This window comes from Rhizobium sp. BK312 (assembly GCF_014193605.1).
Classification (GTDB): domain Bacteria; phylum Pseudomonadota; class Alphaproteobacteria; order Rhizobiales; family Rhizobiaceae; genus Rhizobium.
Genome location: NZ_JACHZP010000005.1, coordinates 329,368 through 349,118, shown reverse-complemented (window position 1 = coordinate 349,118; position 19,751 = coordinate 329,368). Strand labels below are relative to the sequence as shown.

The 19,751-nt window shown below is 60.7% G+C and carries 18 protein-coding genes; all 18 read right to left on the bottom strand.

The window, feature by feature from the left end; translation table 11 throughout:
• Window positions 1-75 precede the first annotated feature (75 nt).
• Complete coding sequence (locus FHT85_RS16570; RefSeq protein ID WP_041677790.1) at window positions 76-495, bottom strand: helix-turn-helix domain-containing protein; 420 nt, start codon at window positions 493-495, stop codon at window positions 76-78.
• 151 nt (window positions 496-646) lie between these two features.
• Window positions 647-2,248: an apolipoprotein N-acyltransferase gene (lnt, locus tag FHT85_RS16565; protein WP_112336668.1), complete on the bottom strand. Its 1,602-nt coding sequence runs from the start codon at window positions 2,246-2,248 to the stop codon at window positions 647-649.
• A gap of 78 nt (window positions 2,249-2,326) precedes the next feature.
• Complete coding sequence (locus FHT85_RS16560; RefSeq protein WP_112398463.1) at window positions 2,327-3,496, bottom strand: hemolysin family protein; 1,170 nt, start codon at window positions 3,494-3,496, stop codon at window positions 2,327-2,329.
• Window positions 3,497-3,521: 25 nt separating this feature from the next.
• The gene (ybeY, locus tag FHT85_RS16555) at window positions 3,522-4,028 is read right to left on the bottom strand and encodes an rRNA maturation RNase YbeY (protein WP_112336670.1); all 507 of its coding nucleotides are present in this window, start codon (window positions 4,026-4,028) and stop codon (window positions 3,522-3,524) included.
• Window positions 4,029-4,046: 18 nt separating this feature from the next.
• Window positions 4,047-5,099, bottom strand: coding sequence for a PhoH family protein (locus FHT85_RS16550; RefSeq protein ID WP_015338632.1), 1,053 nt, complete (start codon window positions 5,097-5,099; stop codon window positions 4,047-4,049).
• 30 nt (window positions 5,100-5,129) lie between these two features.
• Window positions 5,130-6,542, bottom strand: coding sequence for a tRNA (N6-isopentenyl adenosine(37)-C2)-methylthiotransferase MiaB (miaB, locus tag FHT85_RS16545; RefSeq protein WP_112409808.1), 1,413 nt, complete (start codon window positions 6,540-6,542; stop codon window positions 5,130-5,132).
• A gap of 61 nt (window positions 6,543-6,603) precedes the next feature.
• Complete coding sequence (locus FHT85_RS16540) at window positions 6,604-7,401, bottom strand: lysophospholipid acyltransferase family protein (protein WP_112336672.1); 798 nt, start codon at window positions 7,399-7,401, stop codon at window positions 6,604-6,606.
• Window positions 7,402-7,431: 30 nt separating this feature from the next.
• Complete coding sequence (locus tag FHT85_RS16535; protein WP_112336673.1) at window positions 7,432-7,860, bottom strand: Fur family transcriptional regulator; 429 nt, start codon at window positions 7,858-7,860, stop codon at window positions 7,432-7,434.
• Window positions 7,861-7,899: 39 nt separating this feature from the next.
• Window positions 7,900-8,394, bottom strand: coding sequence for a GNAT family N-acetyltransferase (locus FHT85_RS16530; RefSeq protein WP_112409807.1), 495 nt, complete (start codon window positions 8,392-8,394; stop codon window positions 7,900-7,902).
• A 2-nt stretch (window positions 8,395-8,396) separates the two neighbouring features.
• Window positions 8,397-9,053, bottom strand: coding sequence for a tRNA (adenosine(37)-N6)-threonylcarbamoyltransferase complex dimerization subunit type 1 TsaB (tsaB, locus tag FHT85_RS16525; RefSeq protein WP_112409806.1), 657 nt, complete (start codon window positions 9,051-9,053; stop codon window positions 8,397-8,399).
• 26 nt (window positions 9,054-9,079) lie between these two features.
• Window positions 9,080-9,646 carry a NifU family protein gene (locus FHT85_RS16520; protein WP_112409902.1) on the bottom strand — a complete coding sequence of 189 codons (567 nt, stop codon included), beginning with the start codon at window positions 9,644-9,646 and terminating at the stop codon, window positions 9,080-9,082.
• Between the two features lie 117 nt (window positions 9,647-9,763).
• Window positions 9,764-10,255, bottom strand: coding sequence for a universal stress protein (locus FHT85_RS16515; protein ID WP_015338625.1), 492 nt, complete (start codon window positions 10,253-10,255; stop codon window positions 9,764-9,766).
• Window positions 10,256-10,331: 76 nt separating this feature from the next.
• Window positions 10,332-11,396, bottom strand: a complete 1,065-nt coding sequence (trpS, locus tag FHT85_RS16510; protein ID WP_112409805.1) for a tryptophan--tRNA ligase — start codon at window positions 11,394-11,396, stop codon at window positions 10,332-10,334.
• A 112-nt stretch (window positions 11,397-11,508) separates the two neighbouring features.
• Window positions 11,509-11,901, bottom strand: a complete 393-nt coding sequence (locus FHT85_RS16505; RefSeq protein WP_112409804.1) for a VOC family protein — start codon at window positions 11,899-11,901, stop codon at window positions 11,509-11,511.
• 71 nt (window positions 11,902-11,972) lie between these two features.
• Entirely contained in the window at window positions 11,973-13,574 is a 1,602-nt protein-coding gene (gene murJ / locus FHT85_RS16500; RefSeq protein ID WP_112409803.1) for a murein biosynthesis integral membrane protein MurJ, read from the bottom strand.
• On the bottom strand, window positions 13,571-16,486 hold the full coding sequence (locus tag FHT85_RS16495; protein ID WP_112409802.1) for a [protein-PII] uridylyltransferase: 2,916 nt from the start codon (window positions 16,484-16,486) through the stop codon (window positions 13,571-13,573). Before FHT85_RS16495 ends, murJ begins: the two co-directional genes overlap by 4 nt.
• A gap of 118 nt (window positions 16,487-16,604) precedes the next feature.
• Window positions 16,605-16,901 (bottom strand): hypothetical protein, encoded by a 297-nt coding sequence (locus FHT85_RS16490; protein ID WP_246780010.1) that lies wholly within the window; start codon window positions 16,899-16,901, stop codon window positions 16,605-16,607.
• A gap of 25 nt (window positions 16,902-16,926) precedes the next feature.
• Complete coding sequence (mutS, locus tag FHT85_RS16485; protein WP_210293726.1) at window positions 16,927-19,584, bottom strand: DNA mismatch repair protein MutS; 2,658 nt, start codon at window positions 19,582-19,584, stop codon at window positions 16,927-16,929.
• Window positions 19,585-19,751: the final 167 nt, after the last annotated feature.

Sequence of the window (19,751 nt, the reverse complement as noted above, 5' to 3'; positions counted from 1 at the left end):
CCTTAAATAGGGAAAAGGCGGCCAAAACGGCCGCCTCCCGACTTTCTCGATCTTCGCTTGCTTTCGAAGTACTGCTTACTCAGCGTCAGCCTCGGCCGCGAGTGCCTTGACCAATTCGACAACCTTGCGTCGGACCTTGCCATCGGAAATCTTCACGAAGGCGCGGTTAAGCTGCAATCCTTCGGAAGAAGACAGAAAGTCGACGACGTAGTTGGAGCTGGATGCTTCGGCCATGCCGCCGGCACCGGCTGCGTGCTCACCCGGCGCGTCCTCGAAAAAGAAGGAGACCGGGACATTGAGGATGCTGGAGATGTTCTGGAGGCGGCTGGCGCCGACGCGATTGGTGCCTTTTTCGTATTTCTGAATCTGCTGAAACGTAATTCCGAGGCTTTCGCCGAGCTTCTCCTGGCTCATACCAAGCATCGTGCGGCGGAGGCGTATGCGGCTACCGACATGAATGTCGATGGGGTTCGGCTTCTTTTTATTCTCTATCATCATTTTACCCTAACATAGGTTGAATTCAGGACCTGCCACCCGGTACCCTTCTCCACCCCTATAACGCTACGTTGCAGCCGATGCCCCCAAGGCCTCCAGTCTACGTTCAAAAGGCGGATGTCTAGCACTATGCAATTTTAGGGTTTTTTGGTCAATTCACCCTAAAAATAAAACCCATGCGCGAAATCGCAGCGATCATACCGGCTGCAGCGATGATCAACCAAAAGTATGTTTTTCTGGCCTTATCGTCGATGCGCGAAACGGTTGCGCCACCCAGAGTAGCGTCAATAAAGCCTTGCTGGTTATAATCGATACCAGAAAGCAGACGTCCGTGTGCATCAACAAATGCTGAAATACCAGTATTGGCGCTCCGAATCAGCGGTAATCCCTGCTCCACCGCTCTCACTCTTGCCTGCAGGAAATGCTGGTATGGGCCTGGCGTATCGCCAAACCAGCCGTCGTTCGTAACGTTAAGGATGGCGTTGGCCTGCCTGATCTCCGGGGTCATCTCGTTCGGAAAAATGATCTCGTAACAGATCAGCGGATAGAATTTCAGACCATCCGGCATGCTCAGCAATTCCCGTTTGGCGGCCGCCGAAAACCCTCCCGGCAGTTCGATGACATTTTCGATGCCGAGATAGCCGAGGATATGTTCGAAGGGGACGTATTCTCCGAAAGGAACCAGATGGGTCTTGTCGGAGGCCCCGATGATCTGACCTCGCCCATCGATGACGTAAATGGAGTTGTAATAGCGCGGATCGACGCCGGGTCCCATATCTTCGATGCGGACGGCGCCGGTAATCAGGATCTGGTCGTCATCGAGCTGATCGGCGATGCGGGCGAGCGCGTCGCGATTGTCGGTGAGGATGAAGGGCACGGCCGTTTCCGGCCAGACGATGATATCAGGCCGCTTGCCGCCATTGGCAGGCGGCTGCACGGAAAGTGCCAGGTGCCTGTCGAAGATGGCGGCGCGATCGGCGGCGGTGTCCATCTTGGCTTCCTGGTCGATGGAAGGTTGGACGATGCGCACGACAGGCGCCGTCTTCACACCTGCCAACGGCGCCTCCGGCTGGCTCAGTGCATAATAGCCATAGCCGAAATGGGCTGAAACGATGAGAACGGCAAGCCCAAGCCCCGGCACCCGGCCCTGGCGCGTGCCGAGCAATGCCGGTGCCGCGAAGACGAAGACGGCAAGCACGGTGACCCCGAGCACCCCGATCACATGCGCCGATTGCATCATCAGCGGAATGGGCATGGCGCCATAGCCAATGGCATTCCAGGGAAAGCCGGTGAAAAGAAAGCTGCGCAGCCATTCTAGAATGCCGAAGCTGAAGGCAAGCGCGGCGATGCGTCCCATGCCATCGGACCACAGGATGCGGGCAAGCATGGTCGCAACGCCGTAGAAGACGGCCAGGAAGGCGGGAAGACCGAGGATCGCGAGCGGCAAGGCCCAGGCGAACTCGTCGGCATCGATCAGCAGCGCGTGGCCGAGCCACCAGAGGCCGGCGACAAAATAACCGAAGCCGAACAGCCAACCGGTGAAGAAAGCCGGCCACAGACGCCCGAGCAGACCGCTATCCGGGCCGGCAGCAACGCCATCCAGCAGCCAAACGAGCAGCGTGAAAGAAATGAACATCGCCGCGAAGAAGCCGAAGGGCGGCAGCGCCAGCACCCCGATGGCTCCGGCAAGGATTGCAAGCAACGCACGTTTGAAACCCCAGACGAGGATCACCTTGCCCGAAAGCCATTCCATGCGCCAGCTCCGTCCAATCGCGAATCAACTGGCGGCAGTCTTTCAAAAAAGCAGCGATTTGTCCCGCTGAAGCGCCATTTATTGGCTGGCGGCATTGCGTTCGGTTGGCATTTCCTCGGCGATCGCTTCGTGGGCCAGCAAGCCGCGTTCAGACGTTCCCGCTTCGCCCTCGAGCTTTGCTGGACGACGCCGGACGGCATGACGCTTGCGTGTGATGCGCACCCGTTTGATGCGGCGCGGATCGGCATCGAGAATATGAAACTCGAAGCCCGGAAGCGCCTGCACCACCTCACCGCGCACGGGAATGCGTCCGAGCGCGGAGAAGATCAGGCCACCAAGCGTATCCACCTCGTCCACCTGCTCGGCGATATCGAAATCAGGACCGATCGCAGCGGCGATCTCCTCCAGCTCGACACGGGCGTCGGCAACAAAGACGTCCTCGGAGACGCGCTTGAACATGACTTCTTCATCATCATGCTCGTCGTCGATATCGCCAACGACCATTTCGACGATGTCCTCATGCGAGGCCAGACCGTCCGTGCCGCCATATTCGTCGATGACGAGGGCCATCTGCGTGCGGTTGACCTGCATGCGGCGCAGCAGGTCGGAGGCGAGCATCGAGGGCGGCACGAAGAGGATCTTGCGGATGATGCCGGCCTCAGCCAGCGTCTTCTGCAGATCGACGCGCGAAAGATCGAAATTTGGCTTGGCGGACCGCACCGGCTTTTCGGCCGCAGGTGCTGCCGTTGCGGTGGCCGCCGTCTTAGCACTGCCACTGCGGCGCTTGTTGCGAGCCTGCTTGGCGACATAGGACAGCAGGTCGCGGATATGCACCATGCCACGCGGATCATCCAGCGTATCGGCATAGACGGGCATGCGTGAACGGCCGCTTTCCTCGAAGAGGATCATCAGCTCGCCGATGGTGATATTCTGGTCCACGGCCTCGATATCGGCGCGCGGCACCATGACATCCTCGACGCGCACCTCGCGGAAGCGCAGGATATTGTGCAGCATCGCCCGCTCGTCCGCGGAGAAGGCGTCGTCGCCGGCCGCGTTGGTCATCAGCGCGTCGGCAAGGTCCTCGCGCAACCGGGCGGAATCTTGTGCCGGGCGCAGAATGCGCGCGGCACGTGCCCAAAAGGAAGAGTGGGATCGCTTGCCGTTGCTACTACTGCCTACCTCGTCGGAGGAGGCTGCATCGGCTCCGTCTTTGGCCTCGGGGGCCGATCTCGTCGTAAAGTCGCTCATTGTTCCTGGTCAGACAGGGTTCAGATCAAATGGGGTCTTGTCCCGCATAGGGATCAGATAGGCCAAGACCAGCCAAAATGCGAGTCTCCAGCCCCTCCATTCTTTCGGCTTCGCTATTATTCATATGGTCGTAGCCGAAGAGATGCAAGAAACCATGCACCATCAAATGCGTGAGATGGTCGTCAAAACTCTTTTCGAGCTCCACCGCCTCACGCTCCACCGTTTCCCTGGCGATGATGATATCGCCCAGCATGGGGCCGGGCGTGCCACCGGGTTCAAGCGGAAAAGCTGGAAAAGAAAGAACGTTCGTCGCCTTGTCCTGAGAGCGCCATTCCGCATTGATCTCGCGGATCGAGGCATCGTCGGTGAAAACCAGCGACAATTCGGGCGCCATTTTTGGAAATGGCTGCTTCTCGTTTTTCTTGAGATAATTTGCAGCTTCGCCCAGCACGCGCTCGGCAAGCGACTGCAATATTTCTTCTGAGGGCCAATCGCCCTCCTCCACGCTGATCTGTATGTCGAGTTCGGCCATGAGCTTTCGGGCCGCAGATCAGATCTGCGGATCGCTCTCCTCGGCCTTTGCGGCATAGGTGGAATCATAGGCCCGGACGATGCGCGCCACCAGCGGATGGCGGACGACGTCCGTATCCTTGAAGCGGACGATGGTGATGCCCTCGACGCCATTCAGCAGCTCGAGCGCTTCGACCAGGCCGGACTTGACGCCGCGCGGCAAGTCGATCTGGCTCGGATCGCCCGTCACGATCATCCGCGAATTTTCGCCGAGACGCGTCAGGAACATTTTCATCTGCATGGATGTCGTGTTCTGCGCTTCGTCGAGGATGACGGCGGCATTGGCAAGCGTGCGGCCACGCATGAAGGCGAGCGGCGCGATCTCGATGACGCCTGCTGTTATGGCACGTTCGACCTTGTCGCCGGGCATCATGTCGTAAAGCGCGTCATAGAGGGGGCGCAGATAGGGATCGACCTTTTCCTTCATGTCGCCGGGCAGGAAGCCGAGACGCTCGCCGGCTTCGACGGCCGGGCGCGACAGGATGATCTTTTCCACCGCACCGCGCTCCAAGAGCTGGGCAGCATGCGCGACGGCGAGATAGGTCTTGCCGGTACCGGCAGGGCCGACACCGAGGACGAGCTCAGACCGCTCCAGTGCCCGCATATAGGCATCCTGCGTCGGCGTGCGCGCAATGATCGTCTTCTTGCGCGTCGAAATCTGCGCCATCGTCAACTTGGCTTTTCTCTCCATGGTCGGCAGCGTCAATTGATCGTCGGCGGCAACCGCCATGCGGATTGCCCCTTCCACATCGGAACGCTCTACATTGCCGCCTTTTTGCAGCTTGTCATAGAGGTAATCGAGCGTGCGGCGCGCCTGATTGGTGGCCAGCACATCGCCTGTTATGACGACGGAATTGCCGCGAGCGCGCGCGTCTATGCCGAGGCGCTCCTCCAGAAGCTTCAGATTCTGGTCGAACTGCCCAAAAAGTTCGCTGGCGAACCGATTGTTTTCGAACGTCAGGGTGAAGTGATTGGCGTCGCTCGCGATGCGGGGCTGGCGCGATGAAGAAGAAACCAATTCCTGTCCGTTCAAGCGGTGCGGCTCCTTTGGTCCGTCCGGAACCTAGAGCAATTCAGCGAAAAGGCTGTTGGTGCTGGTTCCGGTGATTCGTACGTTTATAATGTCACCGATTTGCGATGCTTTTGCATCAACATTCACAGATTGCAGCCAAGGGGAGCGTCCAATCAACTGGCCCGGCATCCGGCCCGGCTTTTCCAGAAGGATATCCACTGTTTTGCCGACGCAAGCCTCCGCAAACGCATGCTGCTGCCGCAGGAGCAACGCCTGCAATCGCTCCAGCCGCTCGGTCTTGACCTCTTCGGGCACCTGATCCTTCAGCTCCGCACCGGGCGTGCCCGGCCGCGTCGAATATTTGAACGAGAAGGCCTGTGCATAATTCACCTCCTCGATGAGCTTCAGTGTATCCTCAAAATCCTGGTCTGTCTCCCCCGGGAAGCCGACGATAAAGTCACCAGAAAGGGCGATATCCGGGCGTGCAGTACGGATCTTCTCGACAAGCGTCAGGTATTCGGCCGCCGTATGTCGCCGGTTCATCGCCTTCAGGATGCGATCCGAGCCGGCCTGAACCGGAAGATGCAGATAGGGCATCAGCGTCCGCAGGTCGCGATGTGCGCCGATCAGGCGATCGTCCATGTCGCGCGGGTGGCTGGTCGTGTAGCGCAGGCGCGCGAGACCAGGGATTTCCGCCAGGCGATAGAGGAGGTCGCCGAGGCTCCAAGCTTCGCCTTTCGGGCCGATGCCGTGCCATGCATTGACGTTCTGGCCGAGCAGCGTGATCTCGCGAACGCCGCCATCCACCAGCTTCTCGGCCTCCTCGACGATCTGGGAGACCGGGCGGGAGACTTCGGAGCCGCGCGTATAGGGCACGACGCAGAAGGTGCAGAACTTGTCGCAGCCTTCCTGCACCGTCAGGAAGGCAGTGACGCCGCGGGCACGGATCTTCGCCTTCTCTGCGATCGGCAGGTGTTCGAACTTGTCCTCGATCGCATATTCCGTGTCAACGACGCGCTGGCCTTCCTTGGCGCGACGCAGCGCGTCCGGCAGGCGATGATAGGTCTGCGGACCGATGACGACATCGACGGCAGGCGCGCGACGCAGGATTTCCTCGCCCTCGGCCTGAGCAACGCAGCCGGTAACGCCAATCATCATCTCGCGGCCGTCGGCGGCTTTGCGCTTCTTCATTTCGCGCAGGCGGCCAAGCGCGGAATAGACCTTTTCGGCCGCCTTCTCACGGATATGGCAGGTATTCAAAAGGACGAGATCGGCCTCTTCCATGTCCTCGGTCGGCTCGTAGCCGTCACGGGCAAGCGCATCGCTCATCCGCGTGGAATCATAGACGTTCATCTGGCAGCCGTAGGTCTTGATGAAAACCTTGCGGCTGTTGGAGCCGTCGCGGGGGCCGAGCTGCAGAGTGTCGGTCGCCGGGGCGTCGAGGGTCAGGCTGTCCTTTGTCATGGGCCGCTATGTAGTGGCTTTTGCCTTCGGAGAAAATGGAAAAGTTGGAATCACCTGGAAATCAGGCGATCTCGCGCCCGAGCAGGCGGCTGGCAAGCATATTACGGATCCGCTTGGCGATAGTGGCACTGACTTCCTTGCGATTGGTGCCGGCGCGATAATCCACCGCCTCGCCGAAACAGACGTCGACATCGATGGCACCGCACTGGATGATGCCCTTCAGGTGCGGCACAAGCTCGATATCACCGGGCCACGCCGTCAGCGGGCGATAATAGCGGCCCATCGGCGTTCCATGGACGCGAGTATAGGCGACCGCGACCGGCTGGACATGCACGACGGCATCCGGCGTCTTCGGCAGGGCGGCAGCGGCAGCACCGAACAGCGAGGATTTGACTTCGAGCAGCCGATTGCCGTCCGAGGTCGTCCCCTCGGGAAACAGCACCATGATTTCGCCGTCTGCCATGCGGTCGGCGATCTCATTCACCTGCTCGCCGGTTTTGCGCTTCTGTTCGCGCTCGACAAAGACGCTCTTCTGCCATTGTGCGAAAAGCCCGAAGACCGGCCAGTCCCGCACCTCCGACTTGGCGATGAAAGAGACATCGGCGACTGCCGAAAGTACGAGAATATCGAGCCAGGACGAGTGGTTGGACGCCAACATGAGAGGCCGGCTCGTCTCCATCTTGCCGACCACGTGGATGCGCACGCCAAGCCAATAGCAGACGATGCGATGCCAATAGCGCGGCAGATAGCGCCGAAGCTTCCAATCAAAGCGCAGGCAGAGGATCTGCAGCGGCAGCATCACCGCGCTGACGACGCCAATGACCACGGCGGCACAGCCGATGCGCAGCCAGGTCATCAAATCGTTCGCTCCTGCATGAAAGCCTTCACGTCAACCTTCGTCCTTCTTCAGCGGGATGCCGTAAAGCTCCAGCCGGTGGTCGACGAGTTTGAAGCCATGTTCACGGGCAATGCGTTCCTGCAAAGCCTCGATCTCCGGCGAATGGAATTCGATTACCGCGCCGCTTTTCAGGTCGATCAGGTGATCGTGATGTTCCTCCGGCACGGTCTCGTAGCGGGAGCGGCCATCGCGAAAATCGTGGCGGGCAAGAAGGCCGGCGTCCTCGAACAGTTTGACGGTGCGGTACACAGTGGAGATCGATATCTTGGCATCCACCTGCACGGAGCGTCGATAGAGCTCCTCGACATCCGGGTGATCGCCGGAGCTCTCGATGATGCGCGCAATGACCCGGCGCTGGTCCGTCATGCGCATGCCACGCTCGGCGCAAAGCTCCTCCAGGGATTTTACGGCATCATCCATCGATTGCTGTCTTCGGTCTGTTGGGACTGTGACAAGGGACTAGCGAAGAACGCGGCGCATGACAAGCGCCGTCGACCTCTGGCCGTTTTCGCCGACATAGTAAGCCTTGCGCTCACCGACCGTCTCGAAACCGAGCTTGCGATAAAGGCCGAGGGCCGGCTGATTGCTGCCGTCGACTTCGAGAAACATGGTTTCGCCACCGCGATTGCGGGTTTCACGCAAAGCCGCTTGCATGAGGCGCCAGCCAAGGCCGGAGCGTCCGAGTTTGGCGTTGACGGCGATTGTCAGGATTTCGCCCTCACCCGCCACATGCCGAGCCAGCACGAAGCCGGGAAGCGCCTTTTTGAGGATGGCATTGGTCTGACGGGCGACGAAGCCGAAGGTGGTCTCCTGCGAAAGGAGACCCTGAAATTCAGTCTCGTCCCAAACCCGCGGGAACCGTTCGCCATGTAGGAGCGCCACTTCGGCGCAATCCTTCAGTTCCATCGGGACGATTTCGTATTCGGCTTTCAAGGTCAGATAAGATTCGAGCATGTCTATTGCCTGGCAACTGCGTATCCGGCCTGCGGTCTGGCATCGGGTCCGCGAAGATAAAGCGGCTTCGGCTTTTCGCCGGCAGGCTTGCCAGCGCCCAGCCGGGCGACGATGGCAATCGGAAATGCGTCTGGCCGCTCCGCAGGCGGCGCGTCGCTTAACCGGGCGACGGCCGTTCCAGTGACGATACCATCAAAGGCGCCGGCGATTGCCCGCGCTTCGTCGATCGTCACGGCCCGAGCCTCGTCCAGCGGGTTGCCATCGGCACCGAAGCTCTGGAGATAGATCTCCTCGCGCTTGGCATCGATGGCAACCAGAACCGACTTGCCCGGATTCTGTGCTCTGGCGGTCGCGGCCATGACCTCGAGGGTCGTGATGCCGACTGCTGGAACATTGAGGGAAAGTGCAAATCCGCGTGCGGCTGCAACGCCGATGCGGATGCCGGTGAAGGAACCGGGGCCGACGGTCACGACGACACGCTCGATCGCCGAAAGCGCTACGCCGGCTTTCGCCAGCGCTCCGTCGACAACGTGCATCAGATGCTCGGCATGCCCCCGTCCGATCGTTTCCGTGACCTCCCCCATCACAGAATCACTGCCGCTATCATACACAGCGGCAGCGCAATCCACACCTGCCGTGTCGAGCGCCAGTACGATCATGTCAAATTTTCCGAAAAGCCTGAATATTAAACGGCTTCGACTTCCTGAACTTCGGGCACGAAATGGCGCAGCAGGTTCTGCACGCCATGCTTCAGCGTCGCCGTCGAGGACGGGCAACCGGCGCAGGAACCCTTCATGTTGAGATATACCTTGCCGTCACGGAAGCCGCGGAAGGTGATGTCGCCGCCATCCTGGGCAACGGCCGGACGAACACGCGTCTCCAGCAGCTCCTTGATGGTCAGCACGATCGATTCATCGCCTTCATCGAAGAATTCGCCGCCGGCATCCTGCACTTCGGAGAGAACCGACGCCGAGCCCATGACCGGCTTGCCGGACATGAAATGCTCCATGATCGAACCGAGGATAGCGGGCTTCAGATGTTGCCATTCCTGATTTTCCTTGGAAACGGAAATGAAGTCGTAGCCGAAGTAAACGCCGATGACGCCCGGGATTTCGAAGAGGCGGGCAGCCAGCGGCGAAGCTTCGGCTTCCTCGGCGCTACGGAACTCGGCCGTGCCGTTTTCCATCACCACCTTGCCCGGCAGGAACTTGAGGGTCGCGGGGTTCGGCGTCGCTTCGGTCTGAATGAACATCTTGATCTCCATGCGGCAGGCGAAAACCCTGTCCCGACTTTAGAATATTTCAAAAGAAGATAGGCCTTTTGGCCATTCTATTCAAGAGAATGTTTCTCAAGAAATGGCGTCGATCCATCAACTCAGAGCGTCGATTTCCTCGTTGCTCAGCGTGTCCGGAAGCACCGTCACCGGGATCGGAAAAGCGGTTGCGCGACCGGCGATCGACGAAACCAGCGGACCGGGACCTTCCTTGGCAGACCCCGCCGCAAGAACGAGGAGCGCGATGTCCCGATCCTCTTCAATCAAGGCATTGATCTGCTCTGCGGCCGATCCCTCACGAATGACAATTTCGGCGTCAATCCCGACATTCTCGCGCACGGCCTGCGCCGCCTTTGCCGTTGCTGCCTCTGCTTCCTCGCGCGCTTCCGCCCGCATGATCTCCTCGACGCCAAGCCATTGCTGGAAGTCGCCCTCGGGAATCACATAGAGCAGAACGAGGCCGCCATTGGAGTTCTTGGCGCGCCGGCCGGCATAATGGACGGCGCGCTGGCACTCGGGCGTGCCGTCGATGACCGCCATGAACTTGCGGCGATGACCTTCGAGCCGAGAGAGACGTTTTGAAACCATGCGGCGACTCTGACACCTGAAGGCGGCGTTTTGCAAGCCCCCGTTTTGCGACCGAGAGGCTTGCATGACGATAACATCAATAGAGAAAACCGATAATGTCGCGAACCTGCTTCATGGTCACGTCGGCGCGGGCGCGGGCGCGGGCGCTGCCATCGCGCAGAACGGCGTCGATATGGCCGGGATCGGCCATCAGGCGGCGCATTTCCGTCGTGATCGGCGAGAGCACATGTACGGCGAGATCGACCAGCGCCGGCTTGAAGACCGAGAACTGCTGACCGCCGAACTCGGACAAAACCTCCGCCTTCGACTTATCGGCAAGGGCCGCGTAGATGCCCACCAGATTGTCGGCCTCGGGGCGACCGGCGAGACCGGCGATTTCGCTCGGCAAGCCATCCGGATCGGTCTTGGCCTTGCGGATTTTCTTGGAGATGTTTTCCTCATCATCGAGCAGGTTGATGCGTGAGAGGTCCGATGCGTCGGATTTCGACATCTTCTTCGTGCCGTCACGCAGCGACATGACGCGCGGCGCCGGGCCATCGATCAGCGGCTCGACCATCGGGAAATAGGCATGCACCGGCTCGTCGCCGACGGTTATGTCAATGCCGTAGCCCGTGCGGCGGATATGCTCCATGTAGTCCAGATTGAACTTCATCGCGATGTCGCGAGTCAGCTCCAGATGCTGCTTCTGGTCGTCGCCGACGGGAACATGGGTAGCGCGATAGAGCAGAATGTCGGCGGCCATCAGGCTCGGATAGGCGTAAAGACCGAGCGAGGCCTGCTCGCGGTCCTTGCCGGCCTTGTCCTTGAACTGCGTCATGCGGTTCATCCAGCCGATACGGGCGACGCAGTTGAAGATCCAGGCGAGCTCGGCATGGCCGGGCACGGCCGACTGATTGAAGACGATATGCTTTTCCGGGTCGATGCCGGCGGCAAGGAAGGCCGCGGTGATCGAGCGCGTCTGGTTCGGCATGTCCTCATGGACGAGCTGCGCCGTCAGCGCATGCATGTCGACGACGCAATAGATGCAGTCGTTGTTGGCCTGCAGGGCCACGAACTTGCGGATCGCGCCGAGATAGTTACCGAGGTGGAGATTGCCGGTCGGCTGGACGCCGGAGAATACGAGCGGCTTGAATTCGGTCATGTCGTCCTCAAAAGGCTTGTGGAGGGCCTGGGCGAGCTTACACTCGACCCCTGGTTTCGAGCGGCTTATGCACGCGGGATCGGCGGGGATCAAGAGGCCATGTGACAGAGTTTCACGAAGAATGCTGGATCAGGTCCCAGGTGTTGCCATAGGGATCGGCGAAGACGGCCACCGTGCCATAGACCTCTTGGCGCGGCTCCTCCAGAAAACGCACGCCCTTTGCCTTCATCGCGGCGTGATCGCGGGCGAAATCGTCGGTCTTGAGAAAGAAGCCGACGCGGCCGCCGGTCTGGTTGCCGATCGCTGCGCGCTGGCTGTCACTGGCAGCTTGGGCCAGCAGGAGCGCTGCCCCTTCCCCGCCTTTCGGCCTCACGACAACCCAGCGCTTGCCCTCCGGCTGCACCTCGTCAGCCAAGCACTCGAAGCCAAGGGCATCGCAATAGAAGGCTTTGGCACGGTCGTAATCATCGACAACCAGGGCGACGAGGAAGAGGGATTGGGGCATGAGAGGGCTCCTTTCTGGCAAAATCATCCTCTCACCCCAATTGCTGGAAGGATCGGGGTAAAGGAGTTTGATTAGTCCCCGTTCACGACTTCCGCGTCCGAAATGGGTTTCGCCCGCTTGCGCTTCAAATTGCGGCGTACCATGCCCAAATCCACGCCGCCGATCAGGAAGGCCATAATGAAATAAACCGCCATCGCAATCAATATGAGCAGGCCCAAGACGCCGGTCTTGGTGAGCAGCGTCGCGCCGGACCCCAGAAGCGGCTCCCACCGATGAGACAAATATACGATGACGCCGCCCATGACGGCGGAGGAGACGAGCAGCATGACGGTGCGGCGCACCAGCGACCATTCCCAGACAAGATGCCCGCGGCGATAGAGCGTAACGAAGAGCTGTACAGCGTTCAGCCATCCGGCAACCGCCTCGGCGAGCGCAATGCCGCGTTCGGCCAGCACCGGGAAAAGCAGGATGGACAGCGCCGAATTGACGGCGACGGCGACCGCCGTGTAGCGCATCGGCGATTTCGTATCTTCGCGGGCATAAAAGCCGGGCTGCAAGGCCTTGATCAGAACGAAAGCCGGCAGGCCCAGGCCGAAGATGGCGAGGATGGAGCCGACCAGCGTTGTATTGTTTGCGTTAAAGGCGCCGCGCTCGTAAAGCACGCGGATGATATCGTCGGAGAGCAACCATAGGGCGACGGCGGCCGGCAGCGTCAGGAACAGCACGAATTCGATCGAGCGGTTCTGGATATTGGCGGCTTCCTTGATATGGCCCGACTTCAGCGAACGCGCCAATTCCGGCAGAAGCACGATTCCGACCGCGACGCCGACGACGCCGAGCGGCAGCTGGTAGATGCGGTCTGCATATTGCAGGGCGGCGATCGCGCCTTCCTTGCCCGAGGCAATTGCCTGGCCGATCACCAGATTGATCTGAGTGACGCCGCCGGTGATGGCCGCTGGAATCGCAAGAAGCAGGAGCCGCTTGACATTGGGCGTGAAGCGCGGAAAGCGCAGGCCGATACTGATGCCCGCATGACGCACGCCGATATAGACGACGGCCAGCTGCAGCACGCCTGCCACCAATACCGACCAGGACAGGTACCAGGCGGTGGTCAGCGGATCGGCACCGAAATAGATCGCGTAGAACAGCGCGCTGATCATCACCAGGTTGAGGAAGATCGGAGCGACGGCGGCGGCGAAGAAATGATGCAGCGAATTCAGCATGCCGCTCATCATCGCCGTCAGCGACATCGACATGAGATAGGGGAACATCACGGCCGCCAACCGGACCGTCAGGTCGAATTTCTCGGCATCGTCGGCAAAGCCGGGCGCGATGACCCAACGCACCAGGAGCGGCATGGCGAGTTCCATGACGATGGTGATCAGCAGCAGGACCGAGAAGAGAACGCCGAAGACTTCTTCCGAAAAGCGCTTGGCGCCCTCGATGCCGTGCGCCTCGATCTCCTTTGCAAAGAGCGGCACGAAGGCGGCGTTGAAGGCACCTTCGGCAAACAGCCGGCGGAAGAGGTTCGGAAAGCGGAAGGCGGCGTAGAAGACGTCTGCCATCGGCCCCGTGCCGAGGGCGGCTGCCATTAAGGTTTCGCGGGCGAAGCCGAAGATGCGGCTGCCGAGCGTCGCGCCACCGACGGTGATGAATTTCTTGACTAGGCTCATGCGGCTGAACCGGCTTTCTTCTCGGTGTCTGACTTTTCGACGGCGACGCCGCGCGTGGCGGCGGGCGCGATGATGCCGGAGGGCATGCGCTCGCGCATTTCATCCTCCTCGCCGGCCATGACGGCTTTCAGACGGGCGGTGATATAGGCTCGCCTGTTCTCGTTGGAAATCTTCTGCCCCACCAGATCGGCCACATAGAAGGTATCGATGACCTTCTCGCCGAAAGTGGTGATGCGCGCCGACTGGATATCGAGCGACAGGTCCGAAAGAACGGCCGTGATTTCCGACAGCAGGCCGGGCCGGTCGAGGCATTCGACCTCGATGACCGTGAACTTGTTGGAGAGGCTGTTGGTGATGATGACAGACGGTGGGATGACGAAAGCCTTGTTCTTGCGGCGGTTCTTCGTCCGCGTCGCGATGACCTCCGGCAGCCGCTTGCGGCCGGCCAGCACGTCCTCGATCATCTTGCCTATCGTGGCGGCGCGACGCAGCTCATCGGCATCATCGGGGAATTCGCGGCTGACATGGATCGTGTCGAGCGCGCGGCCATCCGATGTCGTGAAGATCTGCGCATCGGCAATATTGGCCCCGGCCGCGGCGCAGGCGCCGGCGATCACGGTCAAAAGACGCGGATGGTCGGGCGAGAGCACGGTGATCTCGGTGATGGCATGGAAGCTGTCGGTGCGTACCATCGTGGCGAGGACCTTGCCCGCCTTGTCGGATTCACGCATGAACTGCGTATGGCGGATCTGATCTTCCAGCGGCACGGACAGCAGATAGGGCTGATAGTGCAGCTTGACGTAGGCCTTGCGCTCCTTCTGGCTCCAATCGGCAAGTGCGTGTTCCAGCGCTTCGGCGGCAGCTTCGGCGCGTTCCTTGCGCGACACTTCGGAGAAACCGCCTGACAGCAGCAGCTCGGTTTCATAATAGAGCGTGCGCAGCAGCTGACCCTTCCAGCCGTTCCAGACGCCAGGGCCGACGGCGCGGATGTCGCAGACGGTCAGGATCAGCAGCATCTTCAGCCGGTCGAGCGACTGCACCCGGTCAGCGAAATCGATGATGGTCTTGCGGTCGGTCAAGTCGCGCGTCTGGGCGACCATCGACATGGTCAGATGCTCCGCGATCAGCCAAACCACCAGCTCCGTCTGCTTCGGTGAAAGGCCGAAGCGCGGGCAGAGCTTGCGTGCAACTGCGGCACCGGCTTCCGAATGATCCTCCTCGCGGCCCTTGGCGATATCGTGCAACAGGACGGCGACATAGAGAGCATCGCGATCCTCGATATTGGGCATCAGCTTGTTGGTGAGCGGATGAATATCCTCAGCCTTGCCCTTGTCGATCTCCGACAGCACCTCGACGGCGCGGATCAGATGCTCGTCCACAGTATAGTGGTGATACATGTTGAACTGCATCATCGAGACGATCTTGCCGAATTCCGGAATGAAGCGGCCGAGCACGCCGGCCTCGTTCATGCGGCGCAGGATCAGAGCTGGATCGCGCTTTGAGGTGAGGATGGACAGGAAGAGCCGGTTCGCCTCCTCGTTCTCGCGCAGATCGTTGTCGATCAGGCTCAGCGAGCGGGTGACGCGCTTCAACGCATCCGGATGGAATTCGAGGCCGTTGATATCGGCAACGAAGAACAGCCGGATGAGACTGACCGGATCGCGCTTGAAGACATCGGGATTGGCAAGCGCGATGCGGCCGCGATCCTCGACGAACTCGACAGTGCCGGGGATCTTGCGCGAACGGTTGGCAAAGCGGCTGATGACGCCGGTGAGGCCCGGAGTGGCCTTCGCCTGCTGGTCCTCCAATGCGGCGCAGAGGATGCGGGTGAGATCGCCGACATCCTTGGCGACAAGGAAATAGTGCTTCATGAACCGCTCGACGGCCGAAAGGCCCGGGCGGGCGTTATAGTCGAGGGCTGCGGCAATATCGCGCTGGATATCGAAGGAAAGCCGCTCCTCCGCCTTGCCCGTCAGGAAATGCATGTGGCAGCGCACGGCCCAGAGGAAATCCTCGGCCTTCTCGAAGAGACGATATTCCTGCTTCGAGAGCACGCCGAGCTTCACCAGCTCGGCGGGATCTCGCACGTGATAATAATATTTCGAGATCCAGAACAGCGTGTGCAGGTCGCGCAGGCCACCCTTGCCTTCCTTGACGTTCGGCTCGACCAGATAGCGGGTGTCGCCTGCCTTGCGGTGGCGCTCGTCGCGTTCGGCGAGCTTGGCGGCGATGAATTCCGGGCCGGTATTGGTGACGATTTCCTTGTCAAAGCGCGCCTGCAGCTCGCGCTCCAGCGCGACATTGCCGCAGATATAGCGGGTTTCGAGGATGGCGGTGCGCACCGTCATGTCGGACTTGGCCTCTCGGATGCACTCCTCGACCGTGCGCGTGGCGTGGCCAACTTTGAAGCCCATGTCCCAAAGCATATAGAGAATGAATTCGACCGCCTTGTGCGTCTCGCTCGCCGGCTTTGGCTGGAAAAGGAAGAGAAGGTCGATATCGGAGCCCGGCGCCAGCGTATCGCGGCCATAACCGCCGACGGCGGTGACGGAGAAGGCGCCTGCCTGCTTCGGATAGACGTGGCGGACGGTGAAATCGTAGATGACGGTGATGATCTGGTCCTGCAGCCAGGAAATCCGGTGCGCGCAATTGAGCCCGCTGCCGTCGGCCATCAGCAATTGCCGTGCTTCTTCCCGTCCATCCTGGCTTGCCTTTTTCAACAGCGCCAGCAGCACGGAGCGCTCTTCATTCTTGTCCAGACCGCGTTTGGCGAGAGCCTCGCACTCCGCCTTCAGCGCGGATACATCGAGAATGGTCGAAAAATCGATATGATGCGTTTCCATGCTCTGCCGATCGGCTTTCTCTTCGCTGACCGCGGCCCGTTGCCGGCGCGCCTGTTTTTTCGTCTGCATGCGCTATAGCCTCTTTGACCCGCGATTAACACAGGCATTCTGGGCCTGGTCTTTCCATGATTTCTACCGGGCCAAAGTTGACGAAGCGTGACGGCAATCGACGCAGAAATCGGCAGTTTTAGGGCCTAGCCGGCTCAAGCGCCCGTCTGAGCTCGTTCAAGCTATATAATATGTTTCGCGACTGGGCGCCGATCTGCGTCACCATTTCGCGCTCGCATTCCCAATAGCCGGCCTTGGCGATCTTCGAGCAAATATCGGAAATGCGGCTGCAGGACAGCGTAATATCGAGCAGGCCGCGATCGGAGTCACAATCCGGGGGCTCTCCCTCGCCGCAAATCTTGCCGCGCGCGGCGATCGGAGAGAAGCGCTCACCCAGAATGCGGACTTCGGCGAGAAGAACTTCGAGATACATCATATTGCCCTTGGAATATCGCCTGTGGTCAGCTGCTTTTGGTAAGCGTTTTCTTCAGTTCATAGAGCACGTCAAGAGCGGCACGCGGCGTCAGATCGTCAAGATCCAGCGCTTTAAGCCTCTCCTCGACCTTGGACGGCTCGCGCCGGCCAACTGCCTCCTCCCGGCGGACGGCCACCTGGAAGAGAGGCAGATCATCGATGAGCTGGCTTGCCGGATTCTTGCGGTCGGCATCTTCCAGCCGCGTCAGGACATCGCGCGCACGCGCCACCACGGAGGCAGGAAGGCCGGCAAGACGCGCGACCTGAATGCCATAGGAGCGATCGGCAGCCCCCGGCCCGACCTCATGCAGGAAGATGACATCGCCATCCCATTCCTTGACGCGCATGGTGGCATTGGAGAGCCGGCCGAGCTTTTCCGACAGCACGGTCAACTCGTGGAAATGCGTGGCGAAAAGGCCGCGGCATCGATTGGCCTCATGCAGATGCTCGACGGCAGCCCAGGCGATGGAAAGGCCATCGAAGGTCGCGGTTCCACGGCCGATTTCGTCGAGAATAACAAGCGAGCGTTCCGTCGCCTGATTGAGGATCGCCGCCGTCTCGACCATCTCGACCATGAAGGTCGAACGGCCTCGGGCCAGATCGTCGGAAGCGCCGACCCGCGAGAACAGCCGATCGACGATGCCGATATGGGCGGAAGCGGCCGGCACGAAAGAGCCCATCTGCGCGAGAATGGCGATCAAAGCATTCTGACGCAGGAAGGTCGATTTACCGCCCATGTTGGGGCCGGTCAGGAGCCAGATGGCGCCATCCTTGCCGCCGGACTTCGGCGAGAGATCGCAATTGTTGGCGACGAACGGACCGCCGGCCTGACGACGGAGCGCCTGCTCCACCACCGGATGGCGACCGCCCTCGATGGCGAACATGCGGCTGCCATCGACGATGGGTCGGCAATAGGCCTGCTCCTCGGCAAGGAGCGCAAGGCCGGCTGCAACATCGATCACGGACAGCGCGCGGGCGCCCGCCTTGATCGCCTCGGCAGCAGCCACCACGGCCGCGACCATACGGTCGAAGGCCTCGAGCTCGATCGCCAGTGCCTTGTCAGCGGCATTGGCGATGCGGCTTTCGAGATCGGCAAGTTCGGTCGTGGTGAAACGCATGGCATTCGCCATGGTCTGGCGATGGATGAAGCGCGCCTTGGCTTCGCTTGTATCCGTCATCGGACCAGCATTGCCGGCTGTGACCTCGATGAAATAGCCGAGCACATTGTTATGCTTGATCTTCAGCGACTTGATGCCGGTCTCCTCGGCATATTGCAGCTGCAGGCCCGCTATGACGCGGCGCGACTGATCGCGGAGCGCCCGCACTTCGTCGAGCTCGGCATTCGCCCCTTCTCTCAAGAAACCGCCGTCGCGTTTCAGCAACGGCAGCTCGTCGGCAAGTGTCGCGGCGAGCATCGCTTCAAGATCGGCGGGCAAGGCAACGAGCCCGGTCAATGCAGCCTTCAGCTCTTCCGGCAGAAGTGCAGTTCCGAGCATGCGGGCAACGTCGGTTGCGGCTGCCAAGCCCTGGCGGATCGCCCAGAGATCGCGCGGGCCGCCGCGATCGAGTGCGAGGCGCGACAGGGCGCGCGGCATGTCAGGCACATGCTTCAATGCCGAACGCAAATCGCTGCAGAGCGACGGCTCCTCGGTCAGAAAGCCGATCGAATCCAGACGCTCATTGATACGGACAGGGTCGGTCAGCGGCGACATCAGCCGCTCGGCGAGGAGGCGAGCACCGCCGCCGGTCACGGTGCGATCGATCGCCTTCAGGAGCGAGCCGTTGCGATCACCGGAGAGCGTGCGCACCAGCTCCAGATTGGCGCGGGTGGCGGGATCGATGAAAAGCGTGGAGGCGCCGCTTTCGCGCTCCGGCAACCCCAGCGGCGGTCGCTCGGCAAGCTGGGTCTTTTCGACATAGGCAATCGCGGCGGCGGCGGCGGCCAGTTCCGCGCGGGTGAACGTGCCGAAACCATCGAGCGTCGACACGCCGAAGTAACGGGTGATTCGCCCCTCAGCGCTGGCACTATCGAAGAGCACCGCCGGCTGCGGAACGGCAGTCCGGCCGAGTATATCGAAAACGGGCTTCAATTCCGGATCGTGGAACATGGTATCCGGCAGGATCAGCTCTCTCGGATCGATGCGCAGGATATCGGCGAGCAGCCTTGACGCCTCCGTCTCGGCGAGGCGGAAGACACCAGTCGAAATATCGATCCAGGCGAGCGCCAGCTGCGGCTCGGCGCCACCGCGAATGCGGGTGAGCGCCATGAGATAGTTGGATTCGGAGGGCGAAAGCAGCTTCTCTTCGGTGATCGTGCCTGGCGTCACCAGACGCACGACATCGCGCCGCACCACCGACTTGCCGCCGCGCTTCTTGGCTTCCGCCGGATCTTCTACCTGCTCGCAGACGGCGACGCGGAAACCAAGGGCGATCAGCTTTTGCAGATAATCATCGGCGGCGTGAACAGGCACGCCACACATTGGGATATCCTGTCCCATGTGCTGACCGCGCTTCGTCAGCGTGATCCCAAGCGCACGCGAGGCATCGATGGCGTCTTCGAAGAACAGCTCGTAGAAGTCGCCCATGCGGTAGAACAGAAGCGAACCGGGATTGTTCGCCTTGATCTCGATATATTGCTCCATCATCGGAGTAGCCGAGGCGCGGCTTTCCTCCGAGGCAAGCTCGGCGGCCGAGAAAGCATCGATGCTGGCGTTAATACGTTCGTTCACGGAGGTGCAGTTTTTCCAAAAAAATGAGGTGTCACCCTATCCGCGCGCCGCTATAGAAGACAACAGCTATCGGGCAAGAGGGA